Genomic DNA, 20,508 nt, shown 5'->3' with positions numbered 1-20,508 from the left:
GTCTAGGGCGCGGTGTGGCCCGCGGGAGCGGGATTTCCGGCCGATCGGCGTGACGCCTTCGAGTTGCGGGGTCCCGAATGTCGTGTCCGAATGTCGTGTCCGAATGTCACGGTCGATGTCGCACGGATACCGGATCCGATGTCGCGGTGCGACCCCGTCGTGCGGTGCCGCGGACGGGGCGCGATGAGTTTCCGGCGGTCGTGTGGTCTACCCGTAGACGAAGGGAGCACACCATGCGCAAGATCATCGTCTGTACGTTCCTGACGCTCGACGGCGTCATGCAGGCACCGGGCGGGCCGGACGAGGACCCGGAGAGCGGCTTCCGGCACGGCGGCTGGCAGAAGCCGGTGGACGACGACGAGGTCGGCGCGGCCGTCGCCGAGTGGTACGAGCGCTCCGACGCGATGTTGCTCGGGCGCAAGACGTACGAGATCTTCGCGTCGTACTGGCCGACGGCCGATCCCGGCAACCCGTTCACCGCGCGCATGAACGGCATGCACAAGTACGTGGCGTCTCGGACGCTGACGTCCGTCCAGTGGCAGAACTCCACGCTCCTGGAGGGTGACACCGTCGATGCCGTACGGGCGCTGAAGGCCTCCGACGGCGGCTCCGTCAACGTCGTCGGCAGCGGCGACCTCGCCCAGACCCTCATGCGGCACGATCTGGTCGACGAGTACAGGCTGACCATCCACCCGGTGATCATCGGCACGGGCAAGCGGCTGTTCGCCGAGGGTGCGATCCCCACGGCGCTGGAGCCGGTCAGCGTCTCGACGACGAAGGGCGGCACCGTGGTCGGTGTCTACCGGCCGGCCGGCCGACCCAGGTACGACAGCTACTGACGGTGGTTGCCGCGGTTCCTCCCACCCGGCGGGCGGCCACCGGCCGCTCCGGCCCGGGCCGACGCGCGTGAGGGCGGCCGGGCTCTCGCGCCCGGCCGTCGTCGTCGGGGAGCGTCAGCGCACGCGCCAGGTCAGCGAGTTGCTCGTCGCCGCGCGGACCGCGGGGTCGCGGACGGCCCGCGTGGTGTCGGTGACCGTGGCCGTGACCCGCTGGCCGCTGCGGACCGCGCCGAGTTCGGCGGGGGTCACCGACGGGTCGCCCGTGGCCCGGGTGACCGGCTTCCCGTCGACGTACCAGGTCAGGACCGGACGCGCGAGGCCGGACACCGGGGCGAGCCGGACGGTGAGGGCCTGGGTCGCGCGCACCCGGGTCCCGGTCGGCACGGTCGAGGTCACGGCGTCCGCGTAGGTGTAGAAGCCCTTGATCATCGCCTCGCGTCCGACGTGGTTGAACTGCGTGGAGGCCAGGGTGCGCATGAGGGAGGTGCCGGTCGGGCGGTAGACGCCCGTCTCGTAGTAGTCGCCGCCCTCGTAGGTGCCGATCACGGAGCCGGTCGGGTCCTGCTCGCCCAGCCAGCGGTACCACTTGCTCGTGCCGAGGTCGGCGGTGACGGAGATGTTGGCGCTGTCGGACGAGGGGTACGGGTAGGCGCCGTAGCCGGCGTACTGGTACTCGTCGGCCAGCAGGCCTATCGAGTGGCCGAGCTCGTGGGCGCCTATGAGGTACGACTGCGGGTTGTCGGAGGACATGGTGGCGATGCCGCGGTACGAGGCCCCGTCCGGCGGGGTGGGGAAGCTGTAGCCCGCGCCGCCGTACTTGGTGGAGTTGGCGATGACGAAGACGATGTCGGAGGCGGGCGCCTGGTCGGCGTACGCGGTCACCTTGGACGTGTCGAGGCAGAGCAGCCGCTCGGTGTCCTCGCAGAAGAAGTAGGAGCTGAGGGCCGTGTCCCTCACGACCGCTGCGGTCGGGTCGCCGGAGACGCCGGACTCGGCGGAGGCGGCGTCCACCAGCCAGATGTTGAACAGGCCGCGGTAGCTGGCGTACGGCTCGATGGCGAAGACCGCGTCGAGCGTGGCCTGCGCGTCCGCGTGGAAGTCGGCCTGCTGCCCGGCGGTGTAGCCGTCGCCCATGACGACCAGGTCGAGCCGCCCCGAGACCGGTCCGGTCTCCTGGACGGGGGTCACCGCGGCTGTGGCCGGGGCGGGCGTGGTCGCGGTCGCCCGCCGCTGGCCGGTGATCCTCGCCGGGGCCTGGGCCGGAACCCTCTTGTGCCGGGGTTCGGCCCGGGGGCCGTCGAAGTACTCGACCTCGTGCGTCGCCACCGGGACGGTGCCGGTGACGGGGACGGGCTCCGCGGCGGACGCGCTCGCGCCGGCGAGCAGGGCGGCGGCCGTGGCAGCGGCGCCGACGGAGACGATCCAGCGGGTGCGGGTAGATCCGTGTCTGAGCACGACGACCTCTCTCAAGCCGTGATGTAAATCTGCTTAACCAGCGGCTTAAGCTAGGGGGTTGGGAGTCGGGGACACAAGGCCCGGGACGGGACGGGCAAGGCGGGCCGACGGCCCGGAACCGTCACGGCAGCGCTCTCACCGGCGAGGACAGCGAGGGGCACTGGCATGATGGAGCGCATGGCGAAGCGGGACGACCCCGAGATCATCGGCCGCAGAGTGCAACGGCTGCGGCGCGAAAGGGGACTGACACAGAGACAGCTGGCCGAGCCCTCCTACACGCCCGCCTACGTCTCCACCCTGGAGGCCGGCCGGGTGCGCCCCTCCGACGAGGCGCTGCACCATCTCGCCGGCCGGCTCGGCGTCGCCTTCGACGAACTCGCCACCGGACGGCCCGCCCACCTCGCCTCCGGCCTGCGGCTCCGGCTCACCGAGGCGCAACGCGTCCTCACCGACGGCGAGGCCGAACAGGCCGCTCTCCAGTACGCCGAGCTGCTCGCGGAGGCCGTGACGCACGGGCTCGTCGACGAACAGGCCACCGCGCTGCTCGGGCTCGGCGAATGCCGTCTCGACACCGGCGACCTCACGGCTGCCCGCGAACACTTCGAGCACGCCGAGAACACCCTGGCCACAGCCTCGCTGCCCGCCCGCGTCCCGGCCCGGCGCGGCCGCGCCGTCGCCCACTACCTGGCCGGTGAACTCCGCTACGCCGTCTACCTCCTGGAGTCCACGCTCGACGAGATCAACCTCGCCGGACTGCACGACCCCGACGCCCTGCTCCTGCTCCACACCGCCCTGATCAGTCCCTACATGGACATGGGCGCGCAGGCCCGCGCCGCGCAGGCGGCGGAACTGGCCCTCGCCCTCGCCCCCCAGGCCGGCGACCCGGCGCTGATCGCCCGGATGCACCGCTCGGTCGCGCGCACCCTGCTCGCCGAGGGCAGGATCGCCGAGGCGGACGCCTCACTCGCCAAGGCCGCCGAGATGTACCACCAGCTGAAGATCCGTACGGAGCTGGCCAACTGCCGCTGGATGCGCGGGTACGTGTACGCGCAGAAAGGCGAACTCTCCCGCGCGGAGGAGGAGTTGCGCGCCGCCCTGGCCATGCTCGACTCCCGGCGCGCCACCCTCTACAGCAGTCAGGTCGCCGTCGAACTCGCCGACGTGCTCCACCGGCGCGGCGCGTCCGAGGAGGCGTCGAAGCTCCTCCGGGGAGTGCTCGGCGGCCTCTCCCCTGAGCGCGGCGCGGTGCACTCGGCCGCCGCGCACCGGCTGCTCGGCATCATCGCCGAGGACGCCCACGACACCGAGGCGGCCGAGCAGCACTACCTCCGCGCACTGGGCCTCCTGGAACGGGCCGGCGCCGCGGGCGACCTCGCCGACCTGTGCCGGCTCCTCGGCGACCTGCTGCGCCGCACCGGCCGGGTGGAGGCGGCCCTCGACGCGTACCGCACGGGCCTCGGCCACCGCACCGCCGGCACCACCACGCTCGGTCCGGCACCCGCCCAGCCGCTCCTGTAGGGCGGCACCGGGCCCGGCGCGTCCGGCGGCGACGGGACCCCGGCCACGACCGACAGCATGGCCCGCTGCCTCCTGGGGCACGGGAAGAGGCGCCTGAGCCGGGCTCCTGCCCGGCAGCCGGCTCGCGGGGTCCCACCCGCGCCGGCCGGCAGGGCCGCCCCGTGCCATGGGGCCCCCTTCGTCACGTCGCTGAGCGGGCCCCTCGCGGATACGCTGGGATTCATGATCGAGTCCGGACGGCCGCGGCTCCGTCGGAGCAACGGCTACGGCAGGCTCGTGCGGCTGTCGCCGGTGATTCTGACCGTCGTGATCGCCAGCCTGGCCTACGCCACCCCGCCGGAGATGGCCTTCAGCCGGCTCCTGCCCGCGGCGCCGGCCCTGGCCGCCTCCATGTGGCCGGTCCTCCCGACCGTCCTTCTCGGGACCGTCTGCCTCCTTCTGATGATCGGCCTCAGCTTCGTCTTCCCCGACCTGGGGACGTGGTGGACCTGCGGGGGGATCGTCGCGGTCACCGTGGCCGCCGCGTACGGAAGCCATGTCCGGCTCCAGCGGGAGCGCACGCTGTTCCAGGTGCGGCTGGTCGCCGACGCCGCCCAGCAGGTGGTGCTGCGGCCCCTGCCGCACCGTTTCCGGAACATCGAGATCGAGTCGCTGTACCTCGCGGCCGCCGCGGAGGCCCGCATCGGCGGGGACTTCTACGAGGTGGTCGACACCCCGTACGGCGTACGGCTCCTCATCGGAGACGTACGGGGCAAAGGGCTGCCGGCGGTGGGAGCCGCCGCTGCGATCGTCAACGCCTTCCGGGAGGGGGCACACGGCGAAGCCTCCATGGCCGACGTCGCCCGCCGGCTGGACGCCAGCTGCGCCCGGCACAACGCCGCCCATCCGCCCGAGGCGCCGATGGAACGCTTCGCCACCGCGCTGCTCGTCGAGATCCCGCACGAGGGCGGCCGCATCACCATCGTCAACTGCGGACACCCCCCGCCCCTGGTCCACGGCCTGAAGAGCGTGCGCGTCCTGGAGCCGTCCGACCCCTCGCCCCTGCTCAGTCTCGCGGAGCTGATCGGCGACCACTACGGCATGGACGCCTTCGACTTCGCTCCCGGGGAGGTCCTCCTCCTCTACACGGACGGGATCGCGGAAACCCGGGCCCGGGACGGCGAGTTCTTCCCGTTGACGGCGTGGATGCGCCGGCAGCCCCCCACGCCTCCCCGTGATCTACTCACGGCCCTGCACCACGACCTCCTGCGCCACAGCAGGGGCAGCCTCGACGACGACATCGCCGCCCTGGCCGTACGCATGCACACGCCATGAGCCGCCCCCGGCGGCCGGGTCCCGCGGGCCAGGTCCGCCTCGTCGCGGCGCGTGGCCGTCAGGGCACGGGCAAGGCCTGTTCCGCCCAGATCGTCTTGCCTGTCGGCATGTAGCGCGTGCCCCAGTGCTCGGTGAGCTGGGAGACCATGAACAACCCGCGTCCGCCCTCCTCGTCGTTGCCGGCGTAACGGGCATGCGGTGAGGTGTGCTGCGCGTCGGAGACCTCGCAGATGAGGGAACGGTCCCGGATGAGGCGCAGACCGATCGGTCCCGAGGCGTGACGGATCGCGTTGGTGACCAGTTCGCTGACCACCAGTTCCGTGGTGAAGGCCAGGTCGTCCAGTCCCCACCGCCCGAGCTGTTCCGCGGCCATCGACCGCGCGCGGGCGACGAGCGAGGGGTCCGGGGGCAGCTCCCAGGCCGCTACCTGGCGTGCGTCCAGCGCGCGGGTCCGCACGACGAGGAGCGTCGCGTCGTCCCGCACGCGGTCCGACGCCAGCTCCGCGACGACATGGGCGCACACCAGGTCGGCGGACGACCCCCGCTGCTCCCCGAGCACCGCCGCCAGGCGGGCCGTCCCCACCTCGGCGCCCTGCCCCCGGGCCTCCACGAGGCCGTCGGTGAACAGGACGACCAGGCTTCCCGCCCCGAGCTCCACTTCCGCGCCCTCGTACGGAAGCCGCCCCACGCCCAGCGGGGGCCCCGGCGGCAGGCGGAGGAAGCCGACGGGGCCCTCCGGCGGAACGACGGCCGGTGGCGGGTGTCCCGCCGCCGCCCAGGTGCTCGTCCCGGAAGCCGGATCGTAGATCCCGTAGACGCAGGTCGCCCCGACGGCGCCGCCGCCGTCCGGGCCCTTCGCGTTCCGGTCCGTCGCGTCCTTGCCGACCTGGTCGTTCAGCCGGGCCAGGAGTTCGTCGGGCGTGAGGTCCAGCTCGGCCAGGGTGCGCACCATCGCGCGCAGGCGCCCCATGGCGGCAGCGGCTCCCAGCCCGTGGCCGACGACGTCCCCCACGACCAGTCCGACCCGTGCGCCGGACAGCGGGATGACGTCGAACCAGTCACCGCCGGCGCCGAGGTGGCTGTCGGCGGGAAGGTAGCGGCTCGCCGCCTCGACCGCGCTCAGCTCGGGCAGCGATCGTGGCAGCAGGCTGCGCTGGAGCAGGAACGCCGCGCTGCGCTCCCGGAGGTACCTCCGGGCGTTGTCGATGCACACGGCGGTCCGTGAGGCCAGCTCCTCCGCCACCGCCCGATCGCCGTCGTCGAAGGCTTCCGAGTCGTCGCCCCGCACGAAGGTGACCAGGCCCAAGGGCGTCCCCCGGACGATCAGCGGGACGTGGAGCCGTCGCGGGGCGCCCACGGCGTCCGCGGTCGTACGTCCCGCGGCCAGGCCCTCGGCCTGCGGCGATCCGGCGGCGTACGCGACCCGCTCGCCCACCGCGGAGGGCTCTCCGTCGGTATCGGCCACGCGCACCAGGCCCCCTGCCGTGACGGGCTGCGGCTCCTCCCCTTCGAGCACCTCCGCCGCCACGTCGACCAGCACGGCGTCGGCGTAGTGCGGCACGGCGACCTTGGCGAGCTCCGCTGCCGTTCCGGACGGGTCGAGCGTCGCCCCGATCCGCGCGCCGGCCTCCGCCAGCAGCTCCAGGCGCTGCTGGGCACGGTAGTGGTCGGTGACGTCGATGGACTGTTCGCACACGCCCACCGGCTCCCCCCGGCCGTCCAGGAGCCGGAAGTAGGACGAGGACCAGACGCGCTCACGCCGCGGGTCGGCCGGGGCGCGCCCTCGGAAGTGCACGTCGATGACCGGTTCGCCGGACTCGAGGATCTGCCGGACGAACTCCTCGGGCGGCGCCATGTGCTGGGTGGTGAGGACGTCGCCGGGAAAGAGTTCGGTCATGGAGCGGCCCAGGGACGCCTCCAGGTCGCCGCCGAGCTCCCGGACACTGGACGCGTTGGCCCACAGGAGGCGCGCGCCGGGTCCGTAGATGGTCAGCGTGACCGGCGACTGGGTCACGAGCCCCTGCAGCATCGCCTGCCGGGTCTCCCACCAGCGAAGCCCCTCCAGCTCGGTCGCCATGAGGACGGCGGAGGGGGCCCGGCCGGTGGGGCTCCCGTCGGGAGCGGGGGTCAGGGGACGCAGAGTCACCGCCACGCGCACGGTGTGTCCGCTGCGGTGGCGCACGTCCACGACGGCACTGCGGGTCCCGCCGAACCGCGGCCGCGGGTGCGTCCGCCGCCCTTCCGGCCCGTCGCGAGCGGCGTGCGGCCCTCCCGGTCCGTCGCGATCGGCGTGCGACATCACGAGCAGGTCCGCCGCGTGGCGTCCCAGCACCTGCGCGGCGGGATAGCCCACGAGGGCCTCGGCCTCGGGGCTCCAGCCGACGAGCACTCCGTCCGCGTCGAGCAGGGCGAAAGCGGCCGGGGGCGGACCGAGGTGCCCGCCTTCATCCGCTCCGGGAGTGAAAGGCAGCCCTTCCATGGTCCCATCATCCTTCCGAGCGGTCGTGACCGCAGTGCGCTCGGTCTGGTTCCGGACGCGACGCGCGGGTCGGACGGGGCGCGGCCGGCTGTCCCCGCCGTACGACGGGGACCCGGGTGGAGCCTGTGACGCCGGTCTCTCCGGTTCAGGCGTTTCATGCCGATGTGGGCGCATTCCTGTTTCGGCACCGTGAACGGGGAAACATTCTTGACATCCAAGGCCCTCAAGCCATTCACCCTTCGAATTAGGCACATTGCAGGCCTGTTGACCTTCTGATCTAATCCCCCCTGTGCGGAGCGGGGACCCCGTCTCCGGCGTGATCCAGGGCCCTCCCCCACTACGGGAGCGGCCGAGCGAGTCGGGAGTACGGCAGCATGGCAGCGGTATCGGTGGCACAGGCGTTCCGGCGCGACCGGGTCGGAATCGTCTCGCTGGGCGTCGTCGGGTTCTTCCTGCTCCTCGCCGCCGCCGCACCCCTCCTCGCCGCCCTCTACGGCAAGAACCCCACCGAGCACTACGGTCAGAACCAGGCCGGCCTGCTGAGCCCCGAAGGCCTGCCCATGCTGCCCAACGGCGGTGTCTCCGCCCAGCACTGGTTCGGCATCGAACCCGGCCTCGGGCGGGACGTCCTCGCCCAGCTCCTCTACGGCATACGCACCTCGCTGCTGATCGCCCTCGCCTCGGCCGCCGTCGTCGCCGTCATCGGCGTGGTCGTCGGCGTCACCGTCGGCTATCTCAGCGGCCTCGTCGACAGGGCGTTCACCTTCGTCTGCAACGTGCTGCTGGCCTTCCCGGCGCTGCTGCTCCTGCTCACGCTCGGCCCCGTCGTCCAGACCCGCTTCGTCGGTCCGGGCGAGGACGAACCCGCCTGGATGCAGTTCACCGTCCTCGTCCTCGTCTTCTCCGCCTTCGGCTGGGTACCGCTCGCGATGGTGCTGCGCACCCTCGTACGGTCCCTGCGCGAGCGGGAGTTCGTCGAGGCGGCCCGGGCCGTCGGCGCGAGCCGACGGCACATCGTCTTCCGTGAACTGCTGCCGAACGTCTGGGCACCGGTCCTGGTGCACATCACCCTCACGGTGCCGGCGTTCGTCACCACCGAGGCCGCGCTGTCCTTCCTGGGCGTCGGCATCAGCGAGCCCATCCCCGACTGGGGCCGCATGATCTCCCGGGGCTCCGAGGTCTTCTACGACGACCCCACCTACCTGGTGTTCCCCGGCGTCTCGCTCCTCGTCTTCGTCCTCGCCTTCAACCTCCTCGGCGACGCCGTCCGGGACGCGCTCGACCCGCACACCGTCCGCTGAACCCCTCCCCTTCACCCACCCTCACCCTCAACACCTGCACCACGCATCGGAGTTCGTCATGCCCGCATTCACCACCCGCGCCGCAGCCGTCCCCGTTCTGGCCACCGCCGCCGCCGTGCTGCTGTGCTCCTGCTCCGCAGGCGCGGGCGCCGGCACGGCGCAGAACAGCACCGCGGCCAAGAGCGGCCGGCTGCTGACCACCACCCTCGGCACCGCGAAGGACAGCCGGGGACCCGCCCCCGAGATCACCGGAGCCCGCAAGGGCGGCACCGTCACCGTCGCCAACGAGGCCGACTTCTCCCACCTCGACCCGCAGAAGATCTACGCCGGCGAGAGATACAGCACCTCCCTGCTGTGGGGCCGGCAGTTGACGCAGTACCAGATCGTCGACGGCAGGCCCAGGCTGGTCGGCGACCTCGCCACCGACACCGGCACGTCCTCCGACGGCGGTCGCACCTGGACCTACCGGCTGAAGGACGGCATCGCCTGGGAGGACGGCAAGCCCGTCACCGCGCAGCAGGTCAAGTACGGCATCGAGCGCACCTTCGCCCCCGGCTTCGAGATCGGCCCCACGTACTGGCCGCAGTGGCTCACCGGATCCAAGGACCGGACCGAGGCCGTGAAGAAGTACGGCGGCCCCAAGAAGGACGGCGACCTCAGGGCCATCGAGACGCCCGACGACAAGACCCTCGTCTTCCACTTCCCCGAGCCGCAGTCCGACGTGCCGTACATGGCCGCCCAGTCCTCCTCCTCGCCGGTCCGCGAGGACAAGGACACCGGCACCGGCTACGACCTGAAGCCCTTCGCCACCGGGCCGTACCGGATCGTCGAGCACCGGCAGAACCAGAGCCTCACCCTGGAGCGCAATCCGCACTGGAAGCCGGAGACCGACTCGATCCGCCACGCCTATCCGGACCGCTTCGAGTTCACCTTCGGCAAGGCGGCCCTCAACACCGCGCAGGAGGTGTTCAACGGGCAGGGCGCCGGCGCGACCACGCTCACCACCAAGGACACGCTGCCGCCGGAGCTGATCGCCACGGTCGAACGCGACCCCGCCAAGCGCAGGCTCGTCGTCTCGGGCAGTCAGGGCGCCTACACCCAGGACCTCTACATCAGGAACGACCGGGTCACCGACCCCGAGGTCCGCAAGGCCATCCACTACCTCTTCCCACGCGAACAGGCCCGCCAGGTCCTCGGCGGCCGTTACGCCGGCGACTTCGCGACCACCCTCTCCTCTCCCGCCGTCGTCGGCTGGAAGAAGTACGACCTCTACCCCGTCGCCCCCGCCGGCGATGTCGCCAAGGCCAGGGAACACCTGGCCAAGGCGGAGCGGAAGGTCACCAAGCTGACGTACGCGTACCCCACGGAGAGCCCGCAGGACGACCAGGTCGCCCAGGTCCTCGTCGACGCCTTCGCCAAGGCCGGGATCAAGCTCGTCGCGAAGGGCCTCACGCCGGCCGCCTTCAGCGACGTGGTCTTCGGCGGCGGCGACAACCCGTACGACCTGTTCCTGTCCACCAACTCCGTGGACTGGCCCACCCCGTCGACCCTGCTCCCCCTCGGCTACGAGAGCCACCTCGACGCGGTGTCCAACCCCATCCGCTACGGCAACCCGCGGGTGGACGGGGAGCTGGCCCGCATCGCGCGGATCGGTGACGCGCAGAAGAAGGCCGAGGAGCTGATCGACCTGGAGGAGACGGTCATGAAGGACGTCCCGCTGGTGCCCTTCCTCTACAAGAGCATCTCCCAGTTCCGCGGCGAGAAGATCGGCGGCGCCGCCACCCACCCGATCTACGGCGTCCCGGCCCTGGCCAACGTGTACGTCGAGAACTCCTGACCTCCTGCGACCATGACCCGATACCTCCTCAAGAGGGTCGCGCAGGCCGTGGCGGTGCTCGTCGCGATCACCGCCACGGCCTTCGGGCTCTTCCACGCCGCCCCCTCCGACCCGGCTCGGATCGCCTGCGGCCCCAGGTGCGACTCCGCGCAGCTCGCGGCCGTGCGCACGAGCATGGGGTTCGACCAGCCGATCCTCGCCCAGTTCACCGACTACGTCGGCGGCATCGTCACCGGCCGCACCATCGCGGACGTCGACGGCACCCCGATCCCCTGCCCCTCCCCCTGCCTCGGCTACTCCTACGCCCTCCACCAGCCCGTCCTCACCGCCATCGAGGACCGGCTCCCGGTGACCGTCTCCCTCGCGGTCGGCGCCCTCGGGGTGATCCTCGTCCTGGGCGTCGGCTCGGGCCTGACGGCGGCGCTGCGCCGGGGCCGGCCGTCCGACCGCCTGCTGTCCGGCTTCAACCTGCTGGGCGCCAGCGTCCAGATCTACTTCCTCGGATACGTGCTCCAGTTCCTGCTCGTCTACTCCACGGGACTGTTCGCGCCGCCGCGGTACGTTCCCTTCGCCGCCCAGCCGGCCCAGTGGGCCCTGGGACTGGTCCTCCCGTGGCTGGTGCTGGGCTTCGTCAACGCGGCCGTGTACGCCCGCCTGACGCGCTCGCAGATGCTGGAGACCATGCACCACGGGTACGTGCGCACGGCCCGCGCGAAGGGTCTGGGCACCCTGCGCACCCATCTGAGGTACACCGCCCGGGGAGCGGCCGGCCCGCTGGTGCAGCTGCTCGGCCTGGAGGTCGGGGCGCTGCTGGGCGGCGCGTTCATCACGGAGACCGTGTTCGGGCTCGGCGGCGTCGGCAAGCTGGCCGTCGACGCGGTGAACGGCAACGACCTGCCCACGGTCGTCGGCACCGTGCTCCTCGCCGCGTTCTTCGTCGTCGTGTTCGTGGCCGTGGCCGACCTGGTGGTGGCCTGGCTGGATCCTCGGGTGAGGTTGGCATGAGTACCCCACACGCCTTGCGCGTCCGCGACCTGACGGTCACCTTCGGCACGGCCCACGGGCCGGTTACGGCGGTCCGGGGCGTCTCCTTCGACCTGGCGCCGGGTGAGGTCCTGGGCCTGGTCGGGGAGTCGGGCTCGGGCAAGTCGACGATCGGCCTGGCGGCCCTGGGCCTCCACGACCCGGCGCGCACCCGTGTCGAGGGGAGCGTCCAGGTGGGCCACCCCGGGACCGAGACGGTGGGCGCGCCGGAATCGGTCCTCAGGAGGATCAGGGGATCCCGCGTCGCCATGGTCTTCCAGGACGCCCTGGACGCGCTGTCGCCCTTCCACGGCATCGGCGCGCAGATCGCGGAGGCGCACCGCGTCCACCACCCGAAGGCGAACCGGAGGGAGGCGCGGGAGCGGGCGGCGGCCATGCTGGAACGGGTGGGCATCCCGGCCGCGCGGGCCTCGGACCACCCCCATCAGCTCTCGGGCGGCATGCGGCAGCGGGCGGTCATCGCCATGGCGCTGATCAACCATCCGGACGTCCTGATCGCCGACGAACCGACCACGGCACTGGACGCCCGGGTCCAGCACCAGGTTCTCGACCTGATCCGCGCCCTCCAGTCGGAGACCGGCACCGCCATGCTCCTGATCACCCACGACGTGGGCGTGGTGGCGGCGACGTGCCATCGCACCATGGTGCTGAGGGACGGCGAAGCCCTGGAGGAGGGGCTCACGCAGCGCCTCCTGTCCTCTCCCGCCCACCCCTACACCCGAGCGCTGATCGGAGCGGCCCCCACCCTGAGCACCCCGCCCGGCACCCGCCTCCCCACGCTCGACGACCCGGGGCCGCGGTCACGGCCGGCGGGCCGCCTCCCTGCGGCCCCCGGCCCTGGCTCCGACCCCGGCCGCGACCGCGACCGCGGCGTCCTGGCCGAAGTGCGCGACCTCCGCGTGGACTACCCGGGCCGCCGTCGCGCCCGCCCCCATCCCGCCGTCCGGGGCGTGAGCCTGCACGTGGCGCGCGGCGAGGCCCTGGGCCTGGTCGGCGAGTCCGGTTCGGGAAAGTCCACGATCGCCCGGGTCCTGGCCGGCCTGCGTCGCCCGACGAGGGGGCAGGTCCGCTTCGACGGCAGGGACATCTCGGGGGCGGCGACGAGCACGCGCCTGCGGCGCGAGCTGAGCCGGGACGTCCAGCTGGTCTTCCAGGACCCGTACGCCTCGCTGAACCCGCGCCGCACGGTGGAGCAGATCGTCACGACGCCGCTGCGCGTCCACACCGACCTGGACGCGGCGGGGCGCAGGAAGCGCGCGGCGGAGCTCCTCGAACAGGTGGGACTTTCCGCGTCGCACCTGTCCCGCCATCCGCACGAGTTCTCCGGCGGCCAGCGTCAACGCATCGGCATCGCCCGGGCGCTGGCCGTACGGCCCCGCCTGATCATCGCCGACGAACCGGTCTCCGCGCTGGACGTCTCCGTCCAGGCCCAGGTCCTGAACCTCCTCATGGACCTGCGCGAGGAACTCGGCCTGTCGCTCCTCTTCATCTCCCACGACCTGGCGGTGGTACGGCACTTCTGCGACCGGATCGCGGTCCTGCGAGCGGGCGAGCTGGTGGAGACGGGCCCACGGGACGCGGTCTTCGACACACCGAGCGCGCCGTACACCAAGGAGCTGCTCGCGGCGGTCCTGTGACCGCGGCGGCGTGAGGTGGGGGTGCCCGGCGGGGAGGGAGGGCCCGGTGGGAAGGGCCCGCCCCCTCCCCGCCGGGCACCCACCCGGTCGCCTTCGGAAGGCGGTCAGCCGGTCGGCAGGCCCAGCCCGTAGTAGGTGACGTGGTAGTCGTCCACGTAGCCCGCCTCACCGCCGATGATCACGTCGGTGGGATCGTTCGCGCCCGCCGCCCTGGCGGTGGCCACGAGCATCTCGGCCAGCGCCCTGCCCTTCGGCTCGCCGGGGCCGCCCGCGTCCACGCGCCACACCGGACCGTCGTCGCCGAAGACCGACGCCGTGTGCGGGAACTCGGCGACCGTGCCCCAGCCGAGGGCCGCCGGGTCGACCTCGTCCGGGGCGAAGCAGGCGATCGAGAGCCGGTCGCCGCACACCACGTCGAAGAGGAGGGGCGCGCTGCGACCGTCGCGCCCGTACAACGGCATCCCGATCCGGATCCCCAGGGCGGTGGTCTCCGCGGGCAGCGCTCCCAGGAAGTCCCCCAGCGACCGGGTGACGGTCTCCCAGCTGCGGGCGGTCCACCCGCCCGGGAATCCGAGGCCGACGTTGGCCTGATCGCGGTTGCTGCCGAAGAAACCGCTGATCGCGTGCTCCTCGCCGACGCCCTGCCGCCAGAACCAGTTCTCCGCGGGGTCGGTGGGCTGCAGGACCAGCTCCGGCCCGGACTTCCCGGCACGCAGTTCGAGCGTGTCCGGCCTGCCGCGCCAGCGGAGGAACGGGGCGCCCCAGAGGGGCTCGCTGTCGTAGAACGGGCCCATGTCACCGTGCGAGCCCATGACGGACGGCTTGCCGAGTGCGGCGGTCACCTCCTCCTTAGCGGCGCGGAAGGCCGCCGCCTGCGCCGCGGCGTCCGGGGCGGGGTCCGCCACGGGTACCGCGAGCTCCACGTACGACTCGCCGTCGGTGTAGCGCTTCTCGTAGTCGCCGACCGGGCGCAGCCGGGCATCGCCCGAGGACCGGCCGGTGATCAGTACGGGAGCGTCCGCCGTACCGGCCCAGGCCCACCCCAGACCGGCCGCCAGAGCCCTCACGCCCTCCGGCGTCCAGCCGCCGCTGTCCGCCGCGACGAGCCGTCGGGCGATGTCCCCGATCGATTCCTGTGCCGTGTTTCCCTGTTGTTCGTTCATCGGGCCATCGTGCCGTGTCCCGGGCCGGCTTCCCGGCGGGTACGCATCGGGATCGGCGACGGGAGCGGCATCCAGGTCCAGGCCGTGCGGGCGGCCGTCGGCGGGAGGTTCAGGTCGCCAGGCGGTCGAGCGCCGCGAGCACCGGCGCGACGCCGTCCTCCATGGCCAGGCGGTCGGCCAGGGTGCGGGCACGGGCGCGGTAGGAGCCCTCCTCCGTCGCCCGGCGCAGGGCCGTGGCCAGGGCCCCGGAGGTCAGGCGGCGCAGCGGCACCGCCCCGGGAGCCGTGCCCAGCGCGGTCAGCCGGGACGACCAGAACGCCGCGTCGAACTGGACCGGCACCGGGACGGAGGGCACCCCGGCCCGCAGGACGGCGCCGGTCGTGCCCGCTCCCGCGTGGTGGACGACGGCGGCCGTCCGGGGGAACAGCGAGGCGTGCGGCACTTCGTCGACGGTCAGGATGTCGTCGCCCCGGGCGCCCAGTCCCGCCCAGCCCCGCTGGACGATCCCGCGGACCCCGGCCGCGCGCAGCGCGGTGACGAGCGCGCGGCTCACCCGCTCGGGATCGGGAACGGTGGCGCTGCCCAGGCCGACGAAGACCGGTGGGGGCCCGGCCGCGAGGAAGTCCTCCACCTCCCGGGACAACCGCCCGGTCTCGTGCGGCCACCAGTACCCGGCCACCTCCAGCGCGGCCGGCCAGTCGCGGGGCCGGGGGACGACGAGTTCGCTGTACCCGTGCAGCACCGGTCGCGCCCGCCGCCTCGGGGAGCGGCCCGCCGTCCCGAGCCCGTGCCGCCGCAGCGACCGCACGGCGTCGGAGAAGAGCAGGTCCACCGACGTCATGACGGCCCGTCCGCTCAGACGGTTCCCCACCGCGCCCAGGGACCGCGTCCCGAGGACCGGAGGGGGAAACTCCCCCGTGGGATGCAGCGGCTGGAGGTGCAGCCCCAGGGCGGGCACCGACAGGCCGTCGGCGAGGGCGTACCCGAGCGGCCCCAGCGACCCGCCGACCAGCAGGGCGTCGCCCTCCCGCGCCGCCTCGACCAGAGCCGCCGTCATCTCGTCGACCGCACCCCGGGCCATGGAGGCCAGCCGTACGAGCTTCCCGGCGCCGGTCCGCGCGTCGTGCAGCCGCCGGCCCCGCGCGGAGTGCAGTTCGGCACGGGGGTCCACCGGCAACGGCCGGAACCGCACCCCGGACCCCTCCACCAGCGGCTCGAACATCCCGTGCGCGGCCAGCGTCACCTCGTGCCCGGCCCGTACGAGACCGGCACCCAGACCCGTGTACGGCGCGACGTCGCCCCGCGACCCTGCCGTCATCATCACGATGCGCACGCCGCCAGTGTGCCGCACCCGGACGCCACGCCGTGGGCGGAGCGCGGCCGTCGTCCGCGTTCATGGCGCGCGAGTCCGGGGCAGGCGGGGCCGGTCCTCAACGTCTGCGGGCGCGGGCCCGCCGTACGAGCACGCCTGCTGCGGCGCCGACGAGCCCGAATCCGGCCAGACCCGCCACCGTCCAGCCGACCGTACGGTATCCCCGGTCGCCCGATCCCCGGTCGCCCGCCGGGCCCGCCGAGGGAGAGGGCGGCGCGGACGGGGCCGGAGCGGCGGGCGTCGTGGGGACCGGAGCGAACGTGGTGGGAGTCGGCCGGGGCCCGGTCGGTGACGGGTCGACCACGGGGATCGAGATCTCCCCTTCCCCATGGCCGAGGGAGGGGAAGCCCACGTCGACGGAGACCTTCCACGTGCCGGGCGTGAGGACCTCGGCCGTGCTCCAGCCCGTGCGGGTCCCGGGGTCGCGGACCAGCGGCCACGGGCCCATGGAACGAGTTCCGTCGGGGCTGGTCGCGTTCACCGTGGCGGCGACGGCCTCGTCGACGGCGTCCCCGTCGTTCTCCCAGGTGATCTCGGTCGTGACGTGCCCCTCTCGCTGGCCGGTCACCACCACCTTGACGGTGTCGCCGTGGGCCTGGGCGGTGGTCGGCAGGGCCAGGACCTGGGCGACGAGCACGAGCAGAAGGCCGAGGCCCGTGCCGGCGCGGAAGGTGCGGTGTGTACGCATCGTTGCGGTGCTCCTGGTACGTGGGTGTGGTGCGGTGGCGCCGGTGAACGGCCGTGGTGGCCGTCCACCGGCGCCGGGGCGGCCCGGAGGTCGCCGTCGAGGTGCGGGCCGGAGGACAGGTCGAGGTCAGGAGACCTTCTGGACCGTCCATGCCTGTGTCGCACCGCCGTTGGCGCGCTGCAGGTCGAGGAGCCAGCTCCCGTAGTACGGGCGGTTGCTCACCGTCAGGGCGTAGCCGCCGCTCGGGTCGGTCACGGTGATCGCTCCGTTGCGGTCGGACAGCTTCCACCGCTGCGTGGCGGCGTTGCCGCACGCCTGCTGGGCGACCCACATGCCCTGGGCCGGGGCTCCGCCCGTCTGCAGGCACCTGCCGGAGGCGGCGGAGCGGATGCGGACGAGGCCACTGCCCGCGTCGTCGAACAGCCACTGCTGCTGGGCGTAGCCGGTGGCGCGCGCTCCGACGAGCACCGTGCCGTCGGCGGAGCGCCCGCCCCAGACCTCGGCGGCCATGCCGGTGCCCGCGTTGCCGAGGGTGTAGCGGGTGCCGGGCCTGGTCGTGCCACCGCCCGTCGCGGGGGTACGGAAGGTGGTCGTGCGTCCGGCGCCGCTGTCCCGGCCGGACCGGTCGCGGACCGAGACGGCGACCGTGTACTGGGTGCCGGGCTGAAGGTTGTAGATGCGCAGCGCCTGCGACTGCACCCAGGTCAGGTGCCTGCCGTTCAGCAGGACCTGGTACCAGGCGGCGCCGTCGACCCGGGACCAGCTCGCGACGGCGGCCGTGGACTGGACCTGGCCGACCGTCACCTCCGGGCCGCCGGTGGGCTGCCTGGTGGGTGTCGGGGTCGGGGTCGGGGTCCGGGTCGGGGTCGGGGTCGGGCTGGGGTTCGGGTCGGGGCCGGTGCCGCCGCCGGACCGCATCAGGAACTGGTTGTCGGCGATGTTCCAGTGCGTGGCCAGATAGCTGCCGGCCCTGGGGTTGGTGTGGAAGTAGTCGTCGTGATTGCAGTCAAGGATGTTCTCGGCCGCCTGGTTGGAGCACACGTACCGCATCTGGGGGTAGTACGGGGTGTCCGAGTAGCACATGACGTCGTACTCGTCCGTGCAGTGTGCGCCGCGACTGGTGTTGGGCGCGCTGTTGTTGACCGCGCCGAGGTTGTGTCCGAGTTCGTGCGCGGCGGTGTGGCCGCCCCAGCAGCCGGCGTCCGTGCGTCCGTAGGAGGGGCCGAAGTTGCTCTGGTTGTTCTGCCCCGGTCGTTCGTCGCCGGCGAAGGTGCCGATGCCGCAGTAGACGTTGGTGTCCGCGAAGATCATGTACTTGCGGTCACGCCGGTCGAGGCCCTTGGCGGCGAGCGCGTTGTTCGTCGCGCTGAACTCGGCGAGCGCGGACGCGGGAAGCTCGATGTCGAGGACGGTGGGCGTGCAGTCGGCCGCGGTCACGTAGCGGATGTGCCGTACACCGCCGGTCTCCTTGGCGCTCGTCGCGTAGATGAGGTCGGCGTCGGCCGCCCACTTGCGGAACGAGGCGACGTACTCGGCGTACCGGTCACGGTCGGGGCCGTGCACGTATGCGACCTGTACGCGGTTGCCGGTGCTGCCGTCACCGTCGCACTGGACGGTCTGCCCCGCGGGGCCCGCGGCCACGGCCTGGCTTCCGGACGCCTCGGCGGGCTCCGGGGCCGCGGCGGCGGCCGCCCTGGCCCCGGCGGCGTCGGCGACGGGTGCGTCCTGCGGACGTCCGGCCGCGGGTGCCTTGGCGACGACGGCCGGAGCCACGTCCGCCTTGATGTCCACCCCCTTGGGGGGCGCGTCGGGTCCATGGGTGCACAGTCCGGAGTCGGTGCGGTAGACACCCGTACAACGGTCGCCCTCGGCTGCCGCCTTGAGCCCGTCGTAGACCATCCCTCGCCGGGTGTCGTTGGCGGGCTTGCCGACGATGGGCTCCGGTTCCTCGTCCCTGGCGGGCGCGGCGGCGGGCACGAGGGGTGCGGTCGCCGCACCGGCCTGCGCGGGTATGCCGCGTGGGGGCGTTCCCGCGCGGGCGTCACCCCCTATGCCGGCGTAGGCGGCACCTGCCGCGATCACCGCCGCCGATGCCACGGCGACGGTGGCGAACATCAACCCCCTGGGCTTGCGCCTGTGGTCACGCTTCCTGCGATGTCTAGTCATGTGCACCTCAAGTCCTTGGTCGGAGGAGTGGGTGCGCGGAAGCCTGCCAGACGAGCCCGGTGGAGAATTCGGGCAAACGGGAATGGCCTTCGAGATATCAGACCGTTACCTCGACAAGGGATCTGATGAACACTCAATTCCGTTGTAGAAAAACCTAGTTGAGAGCCGGAACGCTAAAAGTCCAGACCTTTTCGGCAATCTTGTTATCGAATCGAGATATACAGAGAGAACCTATTGACGGTAATTCAGTTTGGGATTCATCTAATTGCTACCTCGCGAATTCCCTTCGTCACCAGCCGTGAGGGATCCCGGCCCCCCGTGGAGCCGTCGGGCCGGCACGTCAGGCGGTGGGGGCGGGGCGGGGGCCGCCGGTGTCCTCGGGCTGGGGGGTCATGCGGTGCAGGCCCCGGCTGTCGTAGTAGCGGGTCATGGCGAAGCCGAACACCAGCGCCGCGACGGTGCCGATCGCGATCATCGTCCAGCCGCGCGCCAGGCCGGCGTCGGCCTGTGCGTCGAAGTAGAGGATGGAGCGCACCCCGGAACTGAGCTGGCGCATGGGCGAGAAGGCCCCGAGGAAGCGGTAGAAGCCGGGAGTGGCCTGGAGCGGCACGGTGGCGCCGGAGGAGGGCAGGGCCAGGGCGATGAACACGAACATGGAGACCAGCTGGCCGATGCTGCCGAAGGCGGCGTTGATGGCCTGAACGCCGAGGCCGACGGAGAGGGTCGCGCAATAGGAGAAGAGCCAGAGCATGGGCAGGTGCGAGGCGTCCATACCGATGATCGCGACCGTCGCCACCATGAGGAGCGTCGTGGTCACGACGGAGACGCCGGCAGTGATCAGCATCTTCAGGGCGAGCGTCTGGCTCCGGTCGACGGGCACGGTGGGGCGGCGGGTGTGCAGGGGGCCGAGCTCGACGTCCGCGTATCCCAGCGAGGTGTCGGTGAGGGTGTGGACGATGGTGGCGCCGATGAAGCCTGCCAGGACCAGGAGCAGCGTGTAGTAGAAGGCAGTGAGGCCCAGACCGCTGTGCGCGCCGATGGGGTGGCCGACCGCGGTCGCCACGTCCACCGGGTCGGCCAGGAGCAGGCGCGTGGTGGAGTCGGCTCCGGACGCGCCGGCCAGGAGCTGCTCGCCGATGTGCCGCGACGCCTCCCGGGCCGCCCGCTCGTTGAACTGCGCGGCCAGGCTGGAGCCCAGGCTGCCGGCGGCGGGGTTGGTGAGCACGCTGATCACCGGCCGGGACCGGGCCTGTTCGGCGGCCAGGGCGGCGACGGACGCGGTGAACTCCTTCGGCACGACCAGCGCGCCGTACACGGCGCCGGTGGAGAGCGCGTCGTCCGCCCCGGCGCGGTCGAGCCGGCGCCAGTCGACGGTGTCGCCGTTCTCCTTCGAGGCGGCGACGGCGTCGGTGAACTGCTTGCCCAGGGTTTCTCGCTGCCCGGGCAGCGGGTTGCCCTGGTCCTCGTCGACGAGCGCGATCGGCAGCCGGTGCAGGCTGCCCACGGGGTCGACGGTGCCGCCCATGTAGAGCAGGGACAGCAGCAGGGTGACCAGGGAGGCGAGCACAGCCGGTGCCAGCCACAGATTCGCGTGCCGCGCCAGGGCCAGGGCACGCTGCCGAGGGGGACGGGAAGCCGGGGAGCTCATGCGCCCATCATCTCCGCCCACCCCCAAGGAACGGGCAAATCCGACGC

General features: G+C 72.7%; 14 protein-coding genes. 7 read left to right on the top strand and 7 right to left on the bottom strand.

The window, feature by feature from the left end; translation table 11 throughout:
* The first annotated feature begins 233 nt into the window (after nucleotides 1–233).
* Complete coding sequence (locus ABD981_RS01205; RefSeq protein ID WP_046906053.1) at nucleotides 234–839, top strand: dihydrofolate reductase family protein; 606 nt, start codon at nucleotides 234–236, stop codon at nucleotides 837–839.
* 114 nt (nucleotides 840–953) lie between these two features.
* On the opposite strand, the gene ABD981_RS01200 is transcribed toward ABD981_RS01205, so the two are convergent.
* Nucleotides 954–2,309 carry a M64 family metallopeptidase gene (locus ABD981_RS01200; protein WP_240495102.1) on the bottom strand — a complete coding sequence of 452 codons (1,356 nt, stop codon included), beginning with the start codon at nucleotides 2,307–2,309 and terminating at the stop codon, nucleotides 954–956.
* A 162-nt stretch (nucleotides 2,310–2,471) separates the two neighbouring features.
* On the opposite strand from ABD981_RS01200, the gene ABD981_RS01195 reads away from it, so the two are divergent.
* Entirely contained in the window at nucleotides 2,472–3,812 is a 1,341-nt protein-coding gene (locus ABD981_RS01195) for a helix-turn-helix domain-containing protein (protein ID WP_046906094.1), read from the top strand.
* 222 nt (nucleotides 3,813–4,034) lie between these two features.
* A complete protein-coding gene (locus ABD981_RS01190; protein ID WP_046906052.1) occupies nucleotides 4,035–5,126 on the top strand; it encodes a PP2C family protein-serine/threonine phosphatase in 1,092 nt (363 codons plus the stop codon).
* Between the two features lie 58 nt (nucleotides 5,127–5,184).
* On the opposite strand, the gene ABD981_RS01185 is transcribed toward ABD981_RS01190, so the two are convergent.
* Nucleotides 5,185–7,605 (bottom strand): SpoIIE family protein phosphatase, encoded by a 2,421-nt coding sequence (locus ABD981_RS01185; RefSeq protein WP_046906051.1) that lies wholly within the window; start codon nucleotides 7,603–7,605, stop codon nucleotides 5,185–5,187.
* Nucleotides 7,606–7,979: 374 nt separating this feature from the next.
* On the opposite strand from ABD981_RS01185, the gene ABD981_RS01180 reads away from it, so the two are divergent.
* From ABD981_RS01180 to ABD981_RS01165, 4 genes are read left to right on the top strand one after another with little or no spacing between them, the layout of a single operon-like run.
* Nucleotides 7,980–8,906: an ABC transporter permease gene (locus ABD981_RS01180; RefSeq protein WP_046906050.1), complete on the top strand. Its 927-nt coding sequence runs from the start codon at nucleotides 7,980–7,982 to the stop codon at nucleotides 8,904–8,906.
* Between the two features lie 58 nt (nucleotides 8,907–8,964).
* Nucleotides 8,965–10,743, top strand: coding sequence for an ABC transporter substrate-binding protein (locus tag ABD981_RS01175; protein WP_123954184.1), 1,779 nt, complete (start codon nucleotides 8,965–8,967; stop codon nucleotides 10,741–10,743).
* A gap of 12 nt (nucleotides 10,744–10,755) precedes the next feature.
* Complete coding sequence (locus ABD981_RS01170; protein WP_046906049.1) at nucleotides 10,756–11,748, top strand: ABC transporter permease; 993 nt, start codon at nucleotides 10,756–10,758, stop codon at nucleotides 11,746–11,748.
* Complete coding sequence (locus tag ABD981_RS01165; protein ID WP_046906048.1) at nucleotides 11,745–13,424, top strand: dipeptide ABC transporter ATP-binding protein; 1,680 nt, start codon at nucleotides 11,745–11,747, stop codon at nucleotides 13,422–13,424. Before ABD981_RS01170 ends, ABD981_RS01165 begins: the two co-directional genes overlap by 4 nt.
* A gap of 104 nt (nucleotides 13,425–13,528) precedes the next feature.
* Here ABD981_RS01165 and ABD981_RS01160 read toward each other — a convergent pair whose 3' ends face one another.
* The 5 genes from ABD981_RS01160 to ABD981_RS01140 all read right to left on the bottom strand — a co-directional run bounded on the left by ABD981_RS01160 (nucleotide 13,529) and on the right by ABD981_RS01140 (nucleotide 20,461).
* A complete protein-coding gene (locus ABD981_RS01160; protein WP_046906047.1) occupies nucleotides 13,529–14,587 on the bottom strand; it encodes a hypothetical protein in 1,059 nt (352 codons plus the stop codon).
* A 109-nt stretch (nucleotides 14,588–14,696) separates the two neighbouring features.
* Nucleotides 14,697–15,920, bottom strand: coding sequence for a glycosyltransferase (locus tag ABD981_RS01155; RefSeq protein WP_240495101.1), 1,224 nt, complete (start codon nucleotides 15,918–15,920; stop codon nucleotides 14,697–14,699).
* A 97-nt stretch (nucleotides 15,921–16,017) separates the two neighbouring features.
* Nucleotides 16,018–16,647, bottom strand: a complete 630-nt coding sequence (locus ABD981_RS01150) for a hypothetical protein (protein ID WP_046906046.1) — start codon at nucleotides 16,645–16,647, stop codon at nucleotides 16,018–16,020.
* A 126-nt stretch (nucleotides 16,648–16,773) separates the two neighbouring features.
* A complete protein-coding gene (locus tag ABD981_RS01145; RefSeq protein WP_240495100.1) occupies nucleotides 16,774–18,762 on the bottom strand; it encodes an RICIN domain-containing protein in 1,989 nt (662 codons plus the stop codon).
* Between the two features lie 391 nt (nucleotides 18,763–19,153).
* The gene (locus tag ABD981_RS01140; protein ID WP_046906045.1) at nucleotides 19,154–20,461 is read right to left on the bottom strand and encodes a YhgE/Pip domain-containing protein; all 1,308 of its coding nucleotides are present in this window, start codon (nucleotides 20,459–20,461) and stop codon (nucleotides 19,154–19,156) included.
* Nucleotides 20,462–20,508: the final 47 nt, after the last annotated feature.

It is taken from the genome of Streptomyces showdoensis (assembly GCF_039535475.1).
GTDB classification, from domain to species: Bacteria; Actinomycetota; Actinomycetes; order Streptomycetales; family Streptomycetaceae; genus Streptomyces; species Streptomyces showdoensis.
Note: the sequence above shows the minus strand (reverse complement) of the source record. Positions and strands in the feature narration are given on the sequence as shown.